Source organism: Thiohalomonas denitrificans, assembly GCF_016841685.1.
GTDB lineage: Bacteria > Pseudomonadota > Gammaproteobacteria > Thiohalomonadales > Thiohalomonadaceae > Thiohalomonas > Thiohalomonas denitrificans_A.
Genome location: NZ_JAENYR010000078.1, coordinates 1 through 16,227, shown reverse-complemented (window position 1 = coordinate 16,227; position 16,227 = coordinate 1). Strand labels below are relative to the sequence as shown.

Annotated in this window: 16 protein-coding genes and 1 pseudogene; 8 read left to right on the top strand and 9 right to left on the bottom strand. The window is 59.4% G+C overall.

Annotation, left to right across the window (positions count from 1 at the left end; translation table 11 throughout):
* Nucleotides 1-308: 308 nt before the first annotated feature.
* Genes znuB through Q7L05_RS14255 form a run of 3 tightly spaced genes read right to left on the bottom strand, consistent with a single transcriptional unit; the run spans nt 309 to nt 2,350 of the window.
* On the bottom strand, nt 309-1,097 hold the full coding sequence (gene znuB, locus Q7L05_RS14265) for a zinc ABC transporter permease subunit ZnuB (RefSeq protein WP_303908059.1): 789 nt from the start codon (nt 1,095-1,097) through the stop codon (nt 309-311).
* Nucleotides 1,090-1,857, bottom strand: a complete 768-nt coding sequence (locus tag Q7L05_RS14260) for an ATP-binding cassette domain-containing protein (protein ID WP_303908056.1) — start codon at nt 1,855-1,857, stop codon at nt 1,090-1,092. The genes znuB and Q7L05_RS14260 overlap by 8 nt, the downstream gene beginning before the upstream one ends.
* On the bottom strand, nt 1,850-2,350 hold the full coding sequence (locus tag Q7L05_RS14255) for a Fur family transcriptional regulator (RefSeq protein ID WP_303908053.1): 501 nt from the start codon (nt 2,348-2,350) through the stop codon (nt 1,850-1,852). The genes Q7L05_RS14260 and Q7L05_RS14255 overlap by 8 nt, the downstream gene beginning before the upstream one ends.
* A 75-nt stretch (nt 2,351-2,425) precedes the next feature.
* Here Q7L05_RS14255 and Q7L05_RS14250 point away from each other — a divergent pair, with 75 nt between their 5' ends.
* Nucleotides 2,426-3,340, top strand: coding sequence for a zinc ABC transporter substrate-binding protein (locus tag Q7L05_RS14250; protein WP_303908050.1), 915 nt, complete (start codon nt 2,426-2,428; stop codon nt 3,338-3,340).
* 4 nt (nt 3,341-3,344) lie between these two features.
* Here the strand turns inward: Q7L05_RS14250 and zupT are convergent, their stop codons facing one another.
* The 4 genes from zupT to Q7L05_RS14230 form a co-directional block, all read right to left on the bottom strand.
* A complete protein-coding gene (gene zupT, locus Q7L05_RS14245) occupies nt 3,345-4,148 on the bottom strand; it encodes a zinc transporter ZupT (RefSeq protein ID WP_303908047.1) in 804 nt (267 codons plus the stop codon).
* A 518-nt stretch (nt 4,149-4,666) separates the two neighbouring features.
* Nucleotides 4,667-5,077: a CopD family protein gene (locus Q7L05_RS14240; RefSeq protein WP_303908044.1), complete on the bottom strand. Its 411-nt coding sequence runs from the start codon at nt 5,075-5,077 to the stop codon at nt 4,667-4,669.
* Complete coding sequence (locus Q7L05_RS14235) at nt 5,077-5,589, bottom strand: TlpA disulfide reductase family protein (protein ID WP_303908041.1); 513 nt, start codon at nt 5,587-5,589, stop codon at nt 5,077-5,079. The genes Q7L05_RS14240 and Q7L05_RS14235 overlap by 1 nt, the downstream gene beginning before the upstream one ends.
* A 55-nt stretch (nt 5,590-5,644) precedes the next feature.
* The gene (locus Q7L05_RS14230; RefSeq protein WP_303908037.1) at nt 5,645-7,036 is read right to left on the bottom strand and encodes a chloride channel protein; all 1,392 of its coding nucleotides are present in this window, start codon (nt 7,034-7,036) and stop codon (nt 5,645-5,647) included.
* Between the two features lie 243 nt (nt 7,037-7,279).
* Between Q7L05_RS14230 and argC the strand changes: the two genes are divergently transcribed.
* The 6 genes and pseudogenes from argC to tnpA all read left to right on the top strand — a co-directional run.
* Entirely contained in the window at nt 7,280-8,311 is a 1,032-nt protein-coding gene (argC, locus tag Q7L05_RS14225) for an N-acetyl-gamma-glutamyl-phosphate reductase (protein ID WP_303908034.1), read from the top strand.
* On the top strand, nt 8,308-9,021 hold the full coding sequence (locus tag Q7L05_RS14220; RefSeq protein ID WP_303908031.1) for a DUF6776 family protein: 714 nt from the start codon (nt 8,308-8,310) through the stop codon (nt 9,019-9,021). Before argC ends, Q7L05_RS14220 begins: the two co-directional genes overlap by 4 nt.
* A gap of 4 nt (nt 9,022-9,025) precedes the next feature.
* Nucleotides 9,026-9,466 (top strand): bactofilin family protein, encoded by a 441-nt coding sequence (locus Q7L05_RS14215; RefSeq protein WP_303908027.1) that lies wholly within the window; start codon nt 9,026-9,028, stop codon nt 9,464-9,466.
* 81 nt (nt 9,467-9,547) lie between these two features.
* Nucleotides 9,548-9,889 (top strand): iron-sulfur cluster insertion protein ErpA, encoded by a 342-nt coding sequence (erpA, locus tag Q7L05_RS14210; RefSeq protein WP_092992343.1) that lies wholly within the window; start codon nt 9,548-9,550, stop codon nt 9,887-9,889.
* 146 nt (nt 9,890-10,035) lie between these two features.
* On the top strand, nt 10,036-11,193 hold the full coding sequence (locus Q7L05_RS14205) for a citrate synthase (RefSeq protein ID WP_303908021.1): 1,158 nt from the start codon (nt 10,036-10,038) through the stop codon (nt 11,191-11,193).
* Nucleotides 11,194-11,444: 251 nt separating this feature from the next.
* Nucleotides 11,445-11,777 (top strand): annotated as a pseudogene (tnpA, locus tag Q7L05_RS14200) (IS200/IS605 family transposase); the annotation flags it as partial.
* 229 nt (nt 11,778-12,006) lie between these two features.
* Here tnpA and Q7L05_RS14195 read toward each other — a convergent pair.
* Nucleotides 12,007-13,137 (bottom strand): anhydro-N-acetylmuramic acid kinase, encoded by a 1,131-nt coding sequence (locus Q7L05_RS14195; protein WP_303908019.1) that lies wholly within the window; start codon nt 13,135-13,137, stop codon nt 12,007-12,009.
* 1 nt (nt 13,138) lies between these two features.
* Nucleotides 13,139-14,545: an OapA family protein gene (locus tag Q7L05_RS14190; RefSeq protein ID WP_303908016.1), complete on the bottom strand. Its 1,407-nt coding sequence runs from the start codon at nt 14,543-14,545 to the stop codon at nt 13,139-13,141.
* A gap of 216 nt (nt 14,546-14,761) precedes the next feature.
* On the opposite strand from Q7L05_RS14190, the gene tyrS reads away from it, so the two are divergent.
* On the top strand, nt 14,762-15,973 hold the full coding sequence (tyrS, locus tag Q7L05_RS14185) for a tyrosine--tRNA ligase (RefSeq protein ID WP_303908013.1): 1,212 nt from the start codon (nt 14,762-14,764) through the stop codon (nt 15,971-15,973).
* Nucleotides 15,974-16,227 lie beyond the last annotated feature (254 nt).

The window sequence follows — 16,227 nt, the reverse complement described above, 5'->3', positions numbered from 1 at the left end:
TTCGGGGCCGCGCAGCGGCGGGTACGGCTCGCAATGACGGCTAAAGGTTCGTCACCGATTCGGGGCCGCGCAGCGGCGGGTTCGGCTCGCAATGACGGTTAGACGTTCGTCACTCATTTGGGCCTGCCCAGCAGGGGGATACGGCTCGTAAAAGAATTAACAGTTTACCGTAAGGCGGATTAGGCGCGCCACAGAAGGTCACAAACCGCTCCGTCTATCCCGCCCCGTAATCCGCCGTTTTCTCGGCCTGGCCGACATGGTGCATTTGAAGAATGAATCCTCCGTCTAAAGCCGTATAAATGGCATCATCACTCCGCCCGCGATGGCACCAGCGGCGCGAGAAAGAATAATCCAGCGGCGGCGACCACGATGGCCGGGCCGGCCGGCAGGTCCCAGTGCCACGAGCCGTAGAGGCCACCCGCCACCGCCAGGGCTCCGAACAGCGCGGCGAGCGCCGCCATTTGTTCAGGGGAGCGGGCAAAATGGCGGGCGGCGGCGGCGGGGATGATGAGCAGGGAAGTAACCAGCAGGATACCGACTACCTTCATCGCCACGGCAATCACCAGCGCCATCAGCACCATAAAGGTGGCGCGCACCGCCGCCACCGGCACACCTTCCACCCGGGCCAGCTCCTCGTGGACCGTTATGGCCAGTAGCGGCCGCCAGATGATCGCCAGCAGCCCCGCGACCAAAATACCTCCGCCCCATACCCAGGCGACATCCACAGTGGAAACGGCGAGAATATCGCCGAACAGATAGCCCATCAGGTCGACCCGAACACTCTCGACCAAGGCGATTGCAATCAGTCCCAGGGCAAGGGCGGTATGGGAGAGAATGCCGAGCAGCGTATCGCCGGCGAGCCGTTTGCGAAGTTGGAGCCCGACCAAAAGCAGGGCGAGAAGGACACAGACGACGACAATCGCCAGGTCGACGTTCACCTCCATCAGCAATCCCAGGGCTACACCCAGCAAGGCAGAATGGGCCAGGGTGTCACCGAAATAGGCCATACGCCGCCACACTACGAAGGTGCCGAGCGGAGCGGCAACCAGTGCTACACCGATGCCGGCGAGCAGGGCGCGCAGCAGGAAGTCATGCATGGTGATGCTCTTTTCCTTCCCGGCACTGCCCGCACCAGCCCTCGGATTCGCTGCCATCATCGTGATGGTGGGTATAGGGCACCAGCCCGGTCTGATTGCGGAACATGGCCCGAAAGGCCGGCTCGCTTCGCACCTGCTCTGGCCGGCCGGTACAGCACATCTGCTGATCGAGACAGAACACCCGGTCGGTGCGCGCCATCACCAGATGAAGATCATGGGATACCATCAGGATCCCGCAGCCACGCTGATCGCGAAGTCCGGCGATGAGCTCATAAAGCTCCGTCTGCCCGTTGACGTCCACCCCCTGCACCGGTTCGTCCAGGACCAGCAGCTGCGGCTGCCGCAGCAGGGCACGGGCGAGCAGAACGCGCTGCAGCTCGCCGCCGGAGAGGTTGTGCAGCGAGTCGTCGAGCAGCGGTTCGGCACCAACGTCGCCGAGCGCCCGGAGCATCTGCTGACGGTCCGCACGCGAATAGAGGTTCAGGAAACGGCGTACGGTCAGCGGCAGGACCGGATCCACGTTCAGACGCTGGGGGACATAGCCGACGGCGATTCCTCGCGGTCGCCGCACGTGGCCGGCACTCGGTTGGTGAAGGCCGAGCATGATCCGAACCAGCGTCGATTTGCCCGCACCATTAGGGCCGATCAGGGTAACGATCTCGCCCTCGTGTACCGCCAGATCGATATCATCCAGAACTATCCGGTTACCGAAGCGGACGGTCACGCCCCGCACCTCGGCAAGCATTTGGGCGTCAGCCATCGGCCGCGTCCCGGCAGCGGGGGCAGATGCCGCTCACCTCGATAGTCTGGTGCCGGGCCTCGAATCCGAGCCGTTCGGCCTTCTCCCGGACGTGTTCCGACAGCCCCTCGTCCGCCAGTTCCGCCACCGTGCCGCACTCGCTGCAGACCAGAAACTGGCCGTTATGACGGATCTCCGGGGTACAACATCCGGTAAAGGCATTCCGGCTCTCGATGCGGTGTGCCAGACCCTGGGCCAAGAGGAAGTCCAGGGCCCGATAGACGGTAGGCGGTGCGGCCTTGATGCCGGTGGCCTGCATCGCCTCCAGGATCTCGTAGGCCCCGATGGGTTTGTGTTGACCCCAAATCAGTTCCAGGACCTGCTGGCGCTGGGCGGTGAGGCGCGCGCCCCGGCGTCGGCACACTTCAGCGGCACGGGACAGCGCGGCCTGGATGCAGTCGCAGTGGTCGTGATCCTCTGCCGAGAAGGGATCGATGATGGCCGGATGGTTCATGGACTCGCTCGGTTTCATAACTGGTATATTATAACGTATCGTATCCGCCTTGACCCACCTGTGATGAAAGTCTTCATGAAACGTCCGCTCCTGTTTACACCTTTGCTTCTGTTGGCTTTCTCGGTAGCGGCGAAGCCGCCGCCCAAGGTGGTGGCGAGCATTGCACCGATCCACTCCCTGGTGGCGTCGGTGACCGGCGAAGCGCTGACACCCGAGTTGTTGATGCCGCCCGGCTCTACCCCCCACAGTTACGCTCTGCGGCCTTCCGGAGCCGGTACCCTGGCAGAAGCGGAACTGGTTATCTGGATCGGCGAAAATCTGGAGAGCGTGCTCGCCAAACCCCTGGCGAGCCTTGGCGCCGAGGCCCGGAAACTGGGGCTGATGGAGTCGATCGGCGTCTCGCATCTGCCGGCGCGGCGAGCCGGGATATGGGCCGGTCAGGAGCCGTATGCGGACAGCCACGGACACGGCAATGGTGACCCGCATCTGTGGCTGGCCCCGGCGAATGCCCGCGCTTTTGTTGATGCGATTGCGACGGTGCTGGCTGAAGTCGATCCCGAGCGCAAGGCACTCTACCGGGCCAATGCCGACCGGACTCGTCAGCGTATCGACGCCCTCGAGAGCGACATCCGGCGGCGGCTGGAACCGGTAAAAGCGCAGCCATACCTGGTATTTCATGATGCCTACCAACATTTCGAGCAAGCCTTCGAGCTCGGCTCCATTGGCGCCATCGTAGAGGACCCGGAGCATCATCCCGGAGCGCGCCGGCTCGCGGCGGTCCGCCAGAGCGTGCGGGAGCGGGGCGTGAGGTGCGTATTCTCAGAGCCGCAATTCCGCTCCTCGGTGGTTGACCTCATCATGGAGGGGAGCGGCGCACGCCACGGTGTGCTTGATCCGGTGGGCAGCAAATTGAGTCCCGGCCCGGATCTCTGGTTCGAACTCATGGAGAACCTGACTGATTCGCTGGTCTCCTGTCTGGCACCGGAGTAACCGTTTACGCCGTGTCCAGCAGGAGCAGGCTGGCGGCCATCAGCGCCATCCCGCTGATCAATCCATAAACCGCATCGTGCCCCTGGCCATATTTCTTGGCGTTCGGAATCAGTGTGTCGAGCGCGATGAACACCATGATGCCCGCCACGGCAGCCAGTACCACACCCATCATTACATCCGATAGAAAGGGCATCAGTAGCAGGTAGGCGGCAATCGCCCCGACCGGTTCGGCCAGCCCGGACAGGAAAGAGAACCAGAACGCACTACGGCGGCTGCCGGTGGCGTAATAGACCGGCACCGCGACGGAAATCCCCTCGGGGATGTTGTGCAGGGCGATCGCCACGGCAATCGCAACACCGATGGTGGGGTCGCTGAGGGCGGCCATGAAGGTGGCGATGCCTTCGGGGAAGTTGTGGATGCCGATCGCCAGCGCCGTGAGCACGCCCACCCGCTGCAGTTGAAGAGCCTCGGCTCGCTCCATCTCCTCGACCAGCATGGCCGTGTGGGGGTTTTCGACGGTGGGGACGAAAAAGTCGATGATGCTGGTCAGCAGAATGCCGGCGAAGAAGGCGCCGGTAGTGAACCATTCGCCCTGTCGAGCACCGGTGGTACCCGCCACCAACTCGATCCCTGTAGGCAACAGTTCCAGGAAGGCCACATAGATCATTACGCCGGCGGAGAAGCCGAGGCTGGCCGCCAGGAATCTCTTGTTGCTGCGGTGCGCAAATACCGCAACCGCACTCCCGATCCCGGTCGAGAGTCCGGCCAGGGCGGTCAGACCAAGCGCGAAGGCGACATCGTGCTCCACCCGGATCCCCTACAAGCCGATTAGTGGTCCATACGGAAGCATGGACCATTCCGCTACCGTGAAAATAGACCGGGCGTGATTGCATCACCTGGTCCCTCCGTGTACTTGGTCCTCTTCCGGCGAGGTGGGCGGATCCAGGAGCCTGTCCGAGAACATCGTGTTTTGTAGGTTGGGGTGAATTGTGCGAACCCCAAAGCGGATTTTGCTGGGCTTCGTTCCTCAGCGCCAACCTACATACTGGAGCCCATCGCTATTCTCGGACAGGCCTAGTGTGCTGTTGCATGCTTGGCGATACTTTCAGAGCCCCCAAAAACGTCAGGACAAGGCGTAGCGCGCAGGCAATGGTTATTCCCTTGTCAAGCGCTGCACGAATCCGCCGGGAGCGGATTCGGACAGCCGAAGGCTGGCCCGATGGGCGGACTCCAGGGACGGAGTCCGCAACGCCGTCATGGCGTTTTTGGGGGGCTCCCTTCGGGCCAGCGACTCGCTGAAAGCACCGCCAAGCATGCAACAGTACCCTAAAAGGGCTTGACCACCGTCAGGATGACAATAGCAGTCAGCAGCAGTACCGGTAATTCATTGAACCAGCGATAGAAGACGTGGCCATGCCGGTTCCGGTCGGCACGGAAGTCGCTGACCAGCTTGCCACAGTAGAGATGATAGGCGACCAGTATCGTGACGAGAGTGAGTTTGGCGTGCAGCCAGCCGCCGCCGAAGCCGTACCCCAGCCACAGCCAAAAGCCGAAACCGAGGGCAAGCACGACCAACAGGTTCATGAACCGGTAAAGCTTGTGCTCCATCAGCTTCAGGCGTTCCACATCGGCCGGCTCGGTGGCCATGGCGTGATTGACGAACAGTCGCGGCAGGTAGAACAGTCCGGCGAACCAGGAGACGACGAAAATGATATGAAAGGACTTGATCCAAAGCATCAGTTCGAACTCGTTTCGTTCAGCATGTCGATGATCCGACGTTCAAGGGCTTCCATGTCCAGTTCTCCGAGCTTCTGCTGGACAATGCGCCCCTCAGGATTGATGAGGAAGGTGGTGGGGGTCAGTGTTACATCCCCGAAAGCGTGGGCGGCACTGCCGTCATCGAGTGCGATGGTGTAGGTCATATCGCGTTGGCGGACCATTTCCTTTACTTGATCGGGTGGATCGTAGGACATGGCCACCCCGACCACCGCCAGGCCCTGGTCGCCGAGTTTCTGTTGCAGTTCGATCAGGTGCGGGATCTCCTTGACACAACTGGGGCAGGTGGTGGCCCAGAAGGTCCACACTACCGGCCGGTCCCGTAGGTCCGCAAGGTGAAGCGGTTCGCCATCCAGCGTGGAGACCGTCACATCGGGCGCCTTGTTTGCGCCCCCGGGCGTGAACCAGACGTAACCCATCAGACCGATCAAAAGCAGGGCAAAAACCGCGATGGCAATTTCCTTGGTTCTCATCCGTATCGTTACTCCAGTCGATTTCGTGCCATTGTCATCCGGTGTGACAGGACGATTAGTCCTGTCGACTGGTGTGCCGCTGTTCCGGTTCCGTTCCACTCTCTTCTTCCAGGTCGGGATGGAAATCGACGGGCAACGGTGCCTCCTTTTTCACCTTCGGGGTGGTGACCTCGAGGAATGCCGTTGCCAGTGCCCGATAAATGGGGGTTGGGCATACCAGCCGGGATACGCCGTTGGCTATAAAGGCGGTGGCCATTAGCGGCAGCAGCATTTCCTGGTTGTCGGTCATCTCCATCACGATGACAAAGGCAGTAATGGGCGTCTGAACCACCCCGGTAAAATAGGCGGCCATGCCCAGAATGATAATGGCGGTGGCGGAGATCCCGGGCATCAGGGTCGCCAGGTCGGCGCCCAGACCGGCGCCGGCAGCCAGTGACGGCGCGAAAATTCCTCCCGGAATGCCGCTTAGATAGGAGGCGATGGTGGCCAACATTTTCAAAAAGGGGTAGGCGGGAGCGATCTGCTGGCCTTCACTGATAATCTGCTGGGCTTCGGCATACCCGGTACCGTAGGTGAGATTGCCGGAGGCGAGGCCGATAACCGCCACGGCCAGACCACACAGTCCTGCCAGCCACACCGGATGGGCGCGGTAGAACGGCACCAGTTTCCGCGAGCCGGAAATCAGGATTTGGCTGAAAAGTCCTCCCAGCAGGCCACCGGCCACACCGCAGACGGGAATGGCAATCCAGTCCGTTCCGTAGGTAAACAGGATGTCGGTGCTGCCGAAGTAGGTGTAATTGCCGGCCAGGATCAAGGCAGTCATACCGGCGAAGATGACCCCGGTGAGCATGACACCGCTGGTGTTCTCCTCGAAGGAGCGGCTGATTTCTTCGATGGCGAAGACCACTCCGGCAAGCGGTGTATTAAAGGCAGCGGCAATTCCCGCGGCTCCGCCGCTAAGAATCAGGGCGCGCTGCAGATAGTGGGGCGGATATTTCACCCAGCGACCCAAGGAATACATGATGGCGGCGCCGATATGCACCGTCGGTCCCTCGCGCCCGATGGAGGCACCGGAAAGCAGCCCCAGGGTCGCCATCAGAATCTTGCCAACAGCGACGCGCACGGAGAGAATGCGGTTTTGTATTTCTCCCTTGGTGCGCGGGTCGAGCGCTGCGAGTGTCTGCGGGATGCCGCTCCCTTCCGCGCCCTGAAAATAGTGGCGCGTCAGCCAGGTGATGGCCATGAGTCCCAACGGGGAAAGCACCAGGGCGGCGAGGGGATAGTGGTGGACGATGGCGGCGAACACGTGGTTGGCCCCGTCAGCCATCTCGGCGAACAGGATTGCCACCACCCCTACCAGCACGGCACCACCCCATAGCGCTGCCCGGATCTGCCAGGCGGCGCTGGAGAAAAGCTTTCGACTGGAAAATATTCGCGTGCGAATCATGGGCTGCCAAAAAGGCGAGACGAAAAGGGAGATGCGGATGATAACACAGCGTTAATCGACAGTAGTTGACACGCGATGGGGCATAACTGTAACTTGGACACCAGTCAGGCGGATACAATAACAACAAATGTATTCCGACCTTATAGAGCGGCTTCGGCCGCTTTCTTTTTTACGATTTCCTCTTTCGTTCGGTGCGCTCACCTCTTATCATTTCCCGCTAGATCTCAATAGAAGAACTCGACCATGATTTCTGCGGGTATCGTTGGCGGTACTGGCTACACCGGTGTGGAGCTTTTGCGGTTGCTCGCCTCCCACCCTGAGGTGGAGCTAAAGGTAATCACCTCCCGTTCCGAAGACGGCACAACGGTTGCCGACATGTTTCCGAATCTGCGTGGCCGGGTGGACCTGCGCTTTACGACGCCGGATGCGGGTGCCCTTTCCGAATGCGATGTGGTGTTTTTTGCCACTCCGCATGGGGTGGCCATGAAGAGCGCCGGCGAGTTACTGGAGCGCGGCGTGAGGGTCATCGACCTGGGCGCCGACTTTCGGATCAAGGATATACCCCTGTGGGAAAAGTGGTACGACATGGAACATACCACGCCGGAACTGGTGGCCGAGGCGGTCTACGGGCTCCCGGAACTGGACCGGCAGGGCATCCGTGACGCCCGGCTCATCGCCTGTGCAGGTTGCTATCCCACCGCGGTCTCCCTCGGTTACCTGCCGCTGTTGGAGCAGGGTCTCATCGATCTCCAGGGCATGATCGCCGACTGCAAGTCGGGAGTCAGTGGTGCCGGCCGTGCCGCCAAGGTGGCCACTCTGATGTGCGAGGTGGATAACAGCTTCAAGGCTTACGCCGCACCCGGCCATAGACATCTGCCGGAGATCCGGCAGAATCTCTCCCGGGTTGCCGGCGCTGACGTACCCGTGACCTTCGTGCCCCATCTGATCCCTATGATTCGCGGCATCCACGCGACGCTCTACGGTACGGTGGCTGACCGAAACACCGATCTGCAGGCGCTGTTTGAATCCCGCTACGCCGACGAGCCGTTTGTGGATGTGATGCCTGCCGGCGCTCATCCCGAGACCCGCAGCGTGCGCGGTGGCAATATGTGCCGTATTGCCGTTCACCGTCCCCAGGGGGAGGATACAGTGGTGGTGCTTTCGGTCATCGACAACCTGGTCAAGGGGGCCGCCGGTCAGGCGGTGCAGAATATGAATATTATGTTCGGATGTAATGAGATGGCAGGGATCGACGCCATCTCCGTGTTGCCATGACTCATGTCATCGTTCGACCGCGAAGCCTTTGGCGTGTGCGGCTGTTCATGGCGACGGCCCTTGCTGCAACGCTATTATCGGGCTGGGGACTGTTCGAGTACGGGCGCTATCGGGGCGGCTTCGATGCCGCTGCTGTAGCAGAAGAGCGTCGCGAGTTCCAGAACACCAGCGCCGCTCATATCGCAGAGAATAGCCAGCTGCGGGAGCAAATGGCCGTTCTCAAGCGAACCCGGGATATCGAAAAAGAGGCCTATCGGGGGCTTGAAGGAACGGTGGCGGATCTTCAGGATGAGCTCCTGAAGATCAAGCAGGAGTTGGCATTCTACCGCGGAATTGTCTCTCCCCGGGATGGTCAGGAAGGCCTTAAACTGCAGAATTTCGAGCTGATGGCCGGACCCTCCGCCGAACGCTGGCGCTACAAACTGGTGTTAACCCAGGTTCGTAAGAATGATAATGTAGCGAAGGGCGCGGTCCGGATGGAGCTGGAAGGCGCTATGAACGGCAAACCGGCCAAGCTGGAACTTTCCGATGTGGATAGCAAGGACCGCAAGGCACTGGCCTTCCGCTTCAGATACTTCCAGGACTTTGAGGGGGATCTTGAATTGCCCGAAGGCTTCGAGCCCCGACGTGTATTGATCGTCATTGACCCCAGTAGCAAGGGGTACAAGCGTTTTGAACGGACGTTCGACTGGCCGGCAGAGGAGATTTGAGGAAATGTGGGGTAAAAGTACGAATAGCAACGGCAAAACGGCAAAGATCGATACGCTTATCGGCCAGAACAGCGAACTTCACGGCGACGTGGTGTTCCGTGGCGGCCTGCACGTGGATGGAACCATTTGTGGCAACGTCTCTGCCGACCCGGATAGTGGTTCGGTGATGAGCCTTTCCGAGCGAGGCGTTGTCGAAGGTGATATCCGGGTTCCCAATGTAGTAATTAACGGGGCGGTGATCGGCGATGTTTATGTCACGGAGCATATTGAGCTCGCCGCCCAGGCCCGTATCACCGGCAACGTCTATTACAAGCTGATCGAAATGGCCCGTGGTGCCGAGGTGAACGGCAGTCTGGTTCACTGCAAGGATGATGAGTTGGCTTCGAAGCAGCCTCTGATTGAGAAGCCGCAGCCAATGCTGCTGGAAGAGAGCGACGATTCTTGACTAATTGAATCGGGAAATCGATAATGGGGGTTGCCGGATTTAAATTCCAACTGCCCAATTCAAGCGTTTCGGAGATGAGTTATGAGTGAAGCTGAGAGCCCGCTGAACTTTACCGACAGTGCCGCCGATAAGGTTAAACAGCTGATCGAAGAGGAAGGAAACAGCGATCTGAAACTGCGTGTGTTCGTCACCGGCGGTGGCTGCTCCGGTTTTCAGTATGGCTTCACCTTCGACGAGAACCTCAACGAGGGCGATACCTCGGTTGAGAAGAACGGCGTTACCCTGCTAATAGACCCGATGAGTTTCCAGTATCTGTCTGGCGCCGAGATTGATTACAAAGAGGATCTGGAAGGGGCGCAGTTCGTGATTCGCAATCCGAACGCCAGCACCACCTGCGGTTGCGGCTCCTCCTTCTCGGCATAAGCATCCACCAAAGTTTGGCCATGACGGCCTTGGCGTTTAGCGCCAAGGCCGTTTTCATTTTTACAAACAGCAACTTGTAAAGGTTTCCCCGGGGGCGGGGCTGTTTCTGGTATCCTAACGCCCTCTTTTAGGGGCTGGAGTATGGAATGAGCGAGTATCTTCCCGGTCTTGAGGGTGTTCCGGCCACCCGCTCCAATATCTCCTTCATTGATGGAGAGAAAGGTATCCTGGCATATCGCGGGTACCCTATTGAACAATTGGCCGCCCACAGCAATTTCGAAGAAACCACGCTGCTGCTTCTGGATGGCCAATTGCCATCGAGCGATGAGTTGGAACAGTTCGATTCACAGCTGCGCCGTAACCGCCGGGTGAAATACAACATCCGCGAAATGATGAAACACCTGCCCAAAAACGGGCACCCGATGGAAATGCTCCAGACGGCGTTGGCGAGCTTGGGGATGTTCTATCCGAGCAATGAGTGCATGGTGGGCTCCGATCTTTGTCAGGACCTGGACTACATCCACAATATGACGGTCAAGATTATCGCGCGTATGCCGGTGATCGTGACCATGTGGGCACATATCCGTGCCGGCTACGACCCGGTTGAGCCGCGTCCGGACCTCTCCTATGCGGAGAATTTTCTCTACATGTATACCAGTGCGGAACCGGACCCCGAATTGGCCCAAATTCTCGATACCTGCTTGATTCTCCACGCAGAACATACCATCAACGCCTCGACATTTGCGGCGCTGGTAGCAGGCTCCACCCTGGCAAGTCCCTACGGTGTCATCGCTGCGGCGATCGGCACACTCTCCGGACCACTGCACGGAGGCGCCAACGAAAAAGTGGTGCATATGCTGCACGAGATTGGTAGTCCGGAAAATGTCGCCCGCTGGCTGGATCGCAAGCTCGCCAGCAAGGAAAAGATTTGGGGCATGGGACACCGTGAGTACAAGGTGAAAGACCCGCGAGCGACGATTCTGCAGGGGCTGATGGAAAAGCTGGCGGAGAGTCGCGGCGGCCGGGTTTCGCCCCTGCTGGAGACCGCGCTGGTCCTGGAAGAGGCAGCGGAGGAGCGCTTGGGCCCCAAGGGCGTTTTTGCCAACGTGGATTTCTATTCAGGCATTCTTTATGCGGAAATGGGGATTCGTACCGATCAGTTTACCCCGATTTTTGCCGTTGCCCGTGCCGCCGGATGGCTGGCTCACTGGCGTGAACAACTCGCGGACAATCGTATCTTCCGGCCCACCCAGGTCTATACTGGAGAAACGGGACGGGAATTCGTCCCGATCGACCGGCGGTAGCCCCTAGCAGGCTGTTGAAAAACTCCTTATCCTCGAGGGAGAGGCCCGGGGTGAGGGGGGCTAAAAAGGTAAGTTACGGATTTGTATATCCTTATCTAGGCCTTCTCCCTCAGGGAGAAGGGAGAAAACCTTTTTCAACAGGACACTAGTCCAAAAGGGAGACCCCCCAGCTCTGCTGGGGAGGCAGTAGAAGTTTGACAATTCCGGAAGTCTCGTGAGAACTCCCAAACGTGAGCCGCCAAGCATCACGAATGGGAGAACTCATGAGACAAGTAGCGAGTCGGCTGGCACAGCAGAAAGAGAGCCATATCGAAGAAGGGCACCTTATGCCGGACCACGTCCACATGATGATCGCGATCCCGCCGAAGTATGCGGTGTCGCAAGTGGTCGGGTATATCAAAGGCAAGAGCGCGATTCACATAGCGCGGCTCTATATGGAGAGGAAGAGAAATTTCGTGGGACAGCATTTCTGGGCACGAGGCTACTTCGTATCGACGGTAGGGCGAGACGAAGCGGTAATTCGGAATTATATCCGGCACCAGGAGGCAGAAGACCGCCGGATTGACCAGATGAATTTGATGTAGGTTGCCCCCTTTAGGGGGCGCAAGGACCGCGCAGCGGTCCGTCTAGGCCGCTTTGAGCGGCTCACAAATTAAAGCCCCCGGCTTTGCCGGGGGATGTTTTACTTTCGCGTTGCGCGCTCTGTAGGTTGGTTTTCAACCCGACGACAATGACGGGCTAAAGCCCGACCTACAAAGGTTTACGCGTAAGAGTGCATCGGTACACTACCAGCACCAGCACCAGTACCAGCCACTAGCTGGCTGGTGACCTTCCAGGGTAGATGGCTCCGAGCAGCACCGGTTCGCTCGCGCCGGTCACCTCCGGCAAGTTGCCCGGTAGCCCGCGCAAGGTTTGTCGGGCCAACCAGGCAAACGCCGCGCCTTCGACCCACTGCGGCTCCAAACCCCAATTGGCGGTGCTGACGACGGTGCAGTTGGGCAGGTTGGCCTCGATGCGTTTCAGCAGCGATCTATTATAAGCGCCACCGCCGCACACCCCGATTTCCACCACGTCCGGTAAATGGCCTCGTACCGCATCCGTGATGCTGAACGCCGTCAGCTCGCACAGCGTGGCCTGCACATCTTGTGGTGATTCGGTGCCGACTTGTCCGATAATCCAGTCGAGATTGAAGTGTTCACGCCCCGTACTCTTGGGCGGCGGTGCCTGGAAATAGGGGTCGGACCGTAATAACCGTGCAAGCAGCTGCGGCCGGATTCGCCCCGATGAACCCCAGGCACCTCCTTTATCGTACCGCTCGTCCCGGTGTTGCCGGATCCAGCTGTCCATTAGAACATTCCCGGGCCCGGTATCGAATCCGGTCACCGGCTGCTTCGGATCGGCCGGCAGCAGTGTCACGTTGGCCATACCCCCGATATTCACCACCGCCCGATTCCGGTCCTTGTGGCGGAACAGAGCGCTGTGGAATGCGGGTACCAGCGGCGCACCTTGTCCTCCGGCCGCCATATCCCGGCGTCGGAAGTCGGCCACCGTGGTGATTCCCGTTCTCTGTGCAATCCGGTTGGGATCGCCGATTTGCAAGGTGAAGGGCGCATCGCCTCCCGGAGAGTGGTAGAGCGTCTGCCCGTGACTGCCGATAGCTTTCACATCGCACGCTTCCACGCGAGCCGCATCGAGCAGCTTCTGTGCCGTATTCGCAAACGCCGAGCCCAGCAGATGGTCGAGTTCTCCAAGACATCGCAGCGGGTCTGTGGAGCGTTCGGCGGCGAGCCGGAGCAGTGCCTCACGGAGGGATTCCGGAAGCGGTTGGGTGTAGGTTGACTGAATCCGTAGCGGTTCGATGGCGAAGTCCACCAGCACCGCATCGATGGCGTCCATGCTGGTCCCCGACATCAGACCAATAAAGAGCTCTGAGTCGGGGGACATATTATTCCACGGAGGCGATCTGGGTGCGCTTGAGAACGTCCAGTTGCGCCAGGATCGTGCTGGCTTTTGCCTGGAATTCGGCCCGGTACTGATCGGCAATCGGTTCTGCCTTGGGCAACTTCACGGTGAGTGGGTTGCGGTGTGCACCATTCAGCCGGAATTCATAGTGCAGGTGTGGTCCCGTCGCGAGTCCGGAAGCACCAACATAGCCAATCGTCTGTCCCTGCTTCACACGGCTGCCGTTGCGCAGACCACCGCCATAGCGAGACATGTGACCATACAGGGTCGATATGCTGCCGCCATGCTGGATGATGATCGTACGTCCGTATCCGCCTTTCCAGCCATGATGGATAATCTTGCCATCGCCGGAAGCCTTGATGGGTGTCCCCGTCGCGGCGGCGTAATCGACCCCCCGATGGGGGCGCTTCTTGCCCAGGACCGGATGGTGGCGTTCACCCGAAAAACGTGAACTGATTCGACGGAAGTCGACGGGAGAGCGCAGGAAAGCCTTGCGCATGGAGCGTCCGTCCGGGGCATAGTAGTTGCTGCGCCCATTTGCGTCCGCGAATCGTACGGCCCGAAACACATTGCCCCGGCTGACGAATTCTGCGGCGAGGATATTGCCCTCGCCCAGCTTTTCACCATCCAGGAAACGCTCCTCGTAGAGCACCAGAAAACTATCTCCGCTGCGGATATCGAGGGCAAAGTCGACGTCCCAGCTGAAGATGCCTACCATCTCCATAATCAGCCGGTCCGAAAGACCGGCACCCTTTCCGGCGGCATATAAAGAGCTGTCGATCACGCCGGCCGAGTGAGTCAGCCGGGTTTCTACCGTTTTCATCTCATGGCTGACATCGAAACCTTCGTCGGTTCGGACAACCAGCATGGCTTGAGTGGGCGAAAGGCGGTGCTGGAGGCCGTGGAGTTCACCGTCGCGGATATCGAATCGCAGTACTTGGCCGGGATGAATTTTGGTCAGAGACTGGGTATCGGCTCCGGTGTTCACTACTTGGTGCAGTACGCCGGGGCTCAGATCGAGGCGGCTGAAGATCGCCGCAAGGCTATCCCCTGACTTGACGGTTACTTTCTCCCAGTCGGCAGTAAGTTCGGGCCGCGCCAGGCGTGGGGATTCGGTCTCGGTCGTTTCTGCGACTGCTGCAGTCGCGAGCTCCGGTAGTGCGAGTGATTCCGTCAGTGCACGACTGAAGGCCTGTCCATCGCCCCGGGATTCGGCTATTGGTTCGTGACGGTTGGCTTCCGCATCCGGGCCGGGCCACAATAGGCCCCCGGTAGTGCCCAGTGCGACGAGGACAGCGAGGGCATGGAAGTGCTTCTTTTTCCATGAAGGCCGCCGTTGAGAGTCCAGCGGTTTGAAGTCGCGCGATAAAAGGTCTGTTTGTCTATTCACGGCTAGGACTTAGTCACTTTTTTGTAAGATACCCGCCGTAGCCCCGGAGGGTCAATTGCGGTCTTTCCATTGTTAGACGTATTCACTGCGAGGATACTCCAGTCTTCTGTTTTTTTGTAGACTGGCTGTGGAGGGGCAGTACCCTTCAACTGCATATGTAATGTGTATGCTGTGCTAACCTTGACGGCTTTTCTGAGAGCCATTTGGAGTTTTCGGATGACGACGCTGGACGAAGCGCTTGCCCTGATTAAGCGTGGCGCCGATGAGATCCTGGTGGAATCGGAACTGGTCGAGAAGCTCAAAGAGGGCCGGCCGCTCCGAATCAAGGCGGGTTTCGACCCGACCGCTCCCGACCTGCATCTGGGGCATACTGTTCTTATCAACAAACTGCGCCAGTTTCAGGATCTCGGTCACGAGGTCATGTTTCTGATCGGTGATTTCACCGCCATGATCGGCGATCCGACGGGCAAGAGCGCCACCCGTCCGCCCCTTTCGCGCGATGATGTGATTGAAAACGCGCAGACCTACGAGCACCAGATCTACAAGATACTGGACCCGGAAAAGACGCTGGTGATGTTCAATTCCAGCTGGATGAACGACATGGATTCCGCAGCGCTGATTCAGCTGGCTGCCCGTCATACCGTGGCCCGGATGCTGGAGCGGGACGATTTCCACAAGCGTTACCGTGGCGGTCAGGCGATCGCAATCCACGAGTTCCTCTATCCGCTGATTCAGGGTTATGACTCGGTGGCCATGAAGGCCGATGTCGAACTCGGCGGCACCGATCAGAAATTCAATCTATTGGTGGGGCGCCAGTTGCAGGACAGCTATGGGCAGAAGCCGCAGGTCGTGCTGACCATGCCGATCCTCGAGGGACTCGATGGTGTACAGAAGATGTCCAAGTCCCTGGGCAACTATATAGGTATCACCGAACCGCCCGATGAGATGTTCGGCAAGTTGATGTCGATCTCGGACGACCTCATGTGGCGCTACTTCGAACTGCTCAGCTTTCGCCCGATGAGCGACATCGAGGAGTGGCAGCGGCAGATTGCCGAGGGCCTGAACCCGCGCGATGTGAAATTCGAGTTGGCAGTGGAGGTGGTCTCGCGCTTCCATAACGCGGCTGCCGCCGAAAAGGCCCGGGAGAACTTTATCGCCCGTTTCCAAAAGGGAGCGCTGCCGGAAGACATCCCCGAAGTGGAACTGATGGCCGGGGAGGGTGGTCTTCCCTTATGGTCGGTCCTCAAGCAGGCAAATCTGACCCCCAGCACCTCGGAGGCGCGGCGGATGCTGAAGCAGGGCGCGGTAAAGATGGACGGAGAACGGGTGACGGATACGAATCTGGCGCTGCCTGCCGGACGCGCATACGTTGTCCAGGTGGGTAAACGTCGCTACGCCCGGGTTTTCGTGAAGAGCGGAACCTTTTGACTGGAAAATGGACTAAAATGTATCGGCCGTAGAAGCGGATTCTCCGGCCGTTTTTGGCGACAACCGCCTGATTCCATGGTGCTTTCATAAGGCCGATTGATCAGGGGAGACGTTTGTCGGAAAAAAGCAGTTGACGGCGCCCCGGCTTGGCGTAGAATGCGCCGCTCAGTTGAGGAAACAAGGCCCTCCGGGGCAGCCGGGACGGCATCGGAAGTGTCGGAATTGGATTGACATTTTCGGGGAGGCGGGTAGAA

Coding starts and splice junctions, on each gene's coding strand:
- Q7L05_RS14215 (WP_303908027.1), top strand. CDS start 9,026: ATGTGGGGTAAAAGTACGAATAGCAACGGCAAAACGGCAAAGATCGAT.
- Q7L05_RS14250 (WP_303908050.1), top strand. CDS start 2,426: ATGAAACGTCCGCTCCTGTTTACACCTTTGCTTCTGTTGGCTTTCTCG.
- erpA (WP_092992343.1), top strand. CDS start 9,548: ATGAGTGAAGCTGAGAGCCCGCTGAACTTTACCGACAGTGCCGCCGAT.
- argC (WP_303908034.1), top strand. CDS start 7,280: ATGATTTCTGCGGGTATCGTTGGCGGTACTGGCTACACCGGTGTGGAG.
- Q7L05_RS14240 (WP_303908044.1), bottom strand. CDS start 5,077: ATGCTTTGGATCAAGTCCTTTCATATCATTTTCGTCGTCTCCTGGTTC.
- Q7L05_RS14220 (WP_303908031.1), top strand. CDS start 8,308: ATGACTCATGTCATCGTTCGACCGCGAAGCCTTTGGCGTGTGCGGCTG.
- Q7L05_RS14230 (WP_303908037.1), bottom strand. CDS start 7,036: ATGATTCGCACGCGAATATTTTCCAGTCGAAAGCTTTTCTCCAGCGCC.
- Q7L05_RS14205 (WP_303908021.1), top strand. CDS start 10,036: ATGAGCGAGTATCTTCCCGGTCTTGAGGGTGTTCCGGCCACCCGCTCC.
- Q7L05_RS14235 (WP_303908041.1), bottom strand. CDS start 5,589: ATGAGAACCAAGGAAATTGCCATCGCGGTTTTTGCCCTGCTTTTGATC.
- Q7L05_RS14255 (WP_303908053.1), bottom strand. CDS start 2,350: ATGAACCATCCGGCCATCATCGATCCCTTCTCGGCAGAGGATCACGAC.
- znuB (WP_303908059.1), bottom strand. CDS start 1,097: ATGCATGACTTCCTGCTGCGCGCCCTGCTCGCCGGCATCGGTGTAGCA.
- tyrS (WP_303908013.1), top strand. CDS start 14,762: ATGACGACGCTGGACGAAGCGCTTGCCCTGATTAAGCGTGGCGCCGAT.
- Q7L05_RS14195 (WP_303908019.1), bottom strand. CDS start 13,137: ATGTCCCCCGACTCAGAGCTCTTTATTGGTCTGATGTCGGGGACCAGC.
- Q7L05_RS14260 (WP_303908056.1), bottom strand. CDS start 1,857: ATGGCTGACGCCCAAATGCTTGCCGAGGTGCGGGGCGTGACCGTCCGC.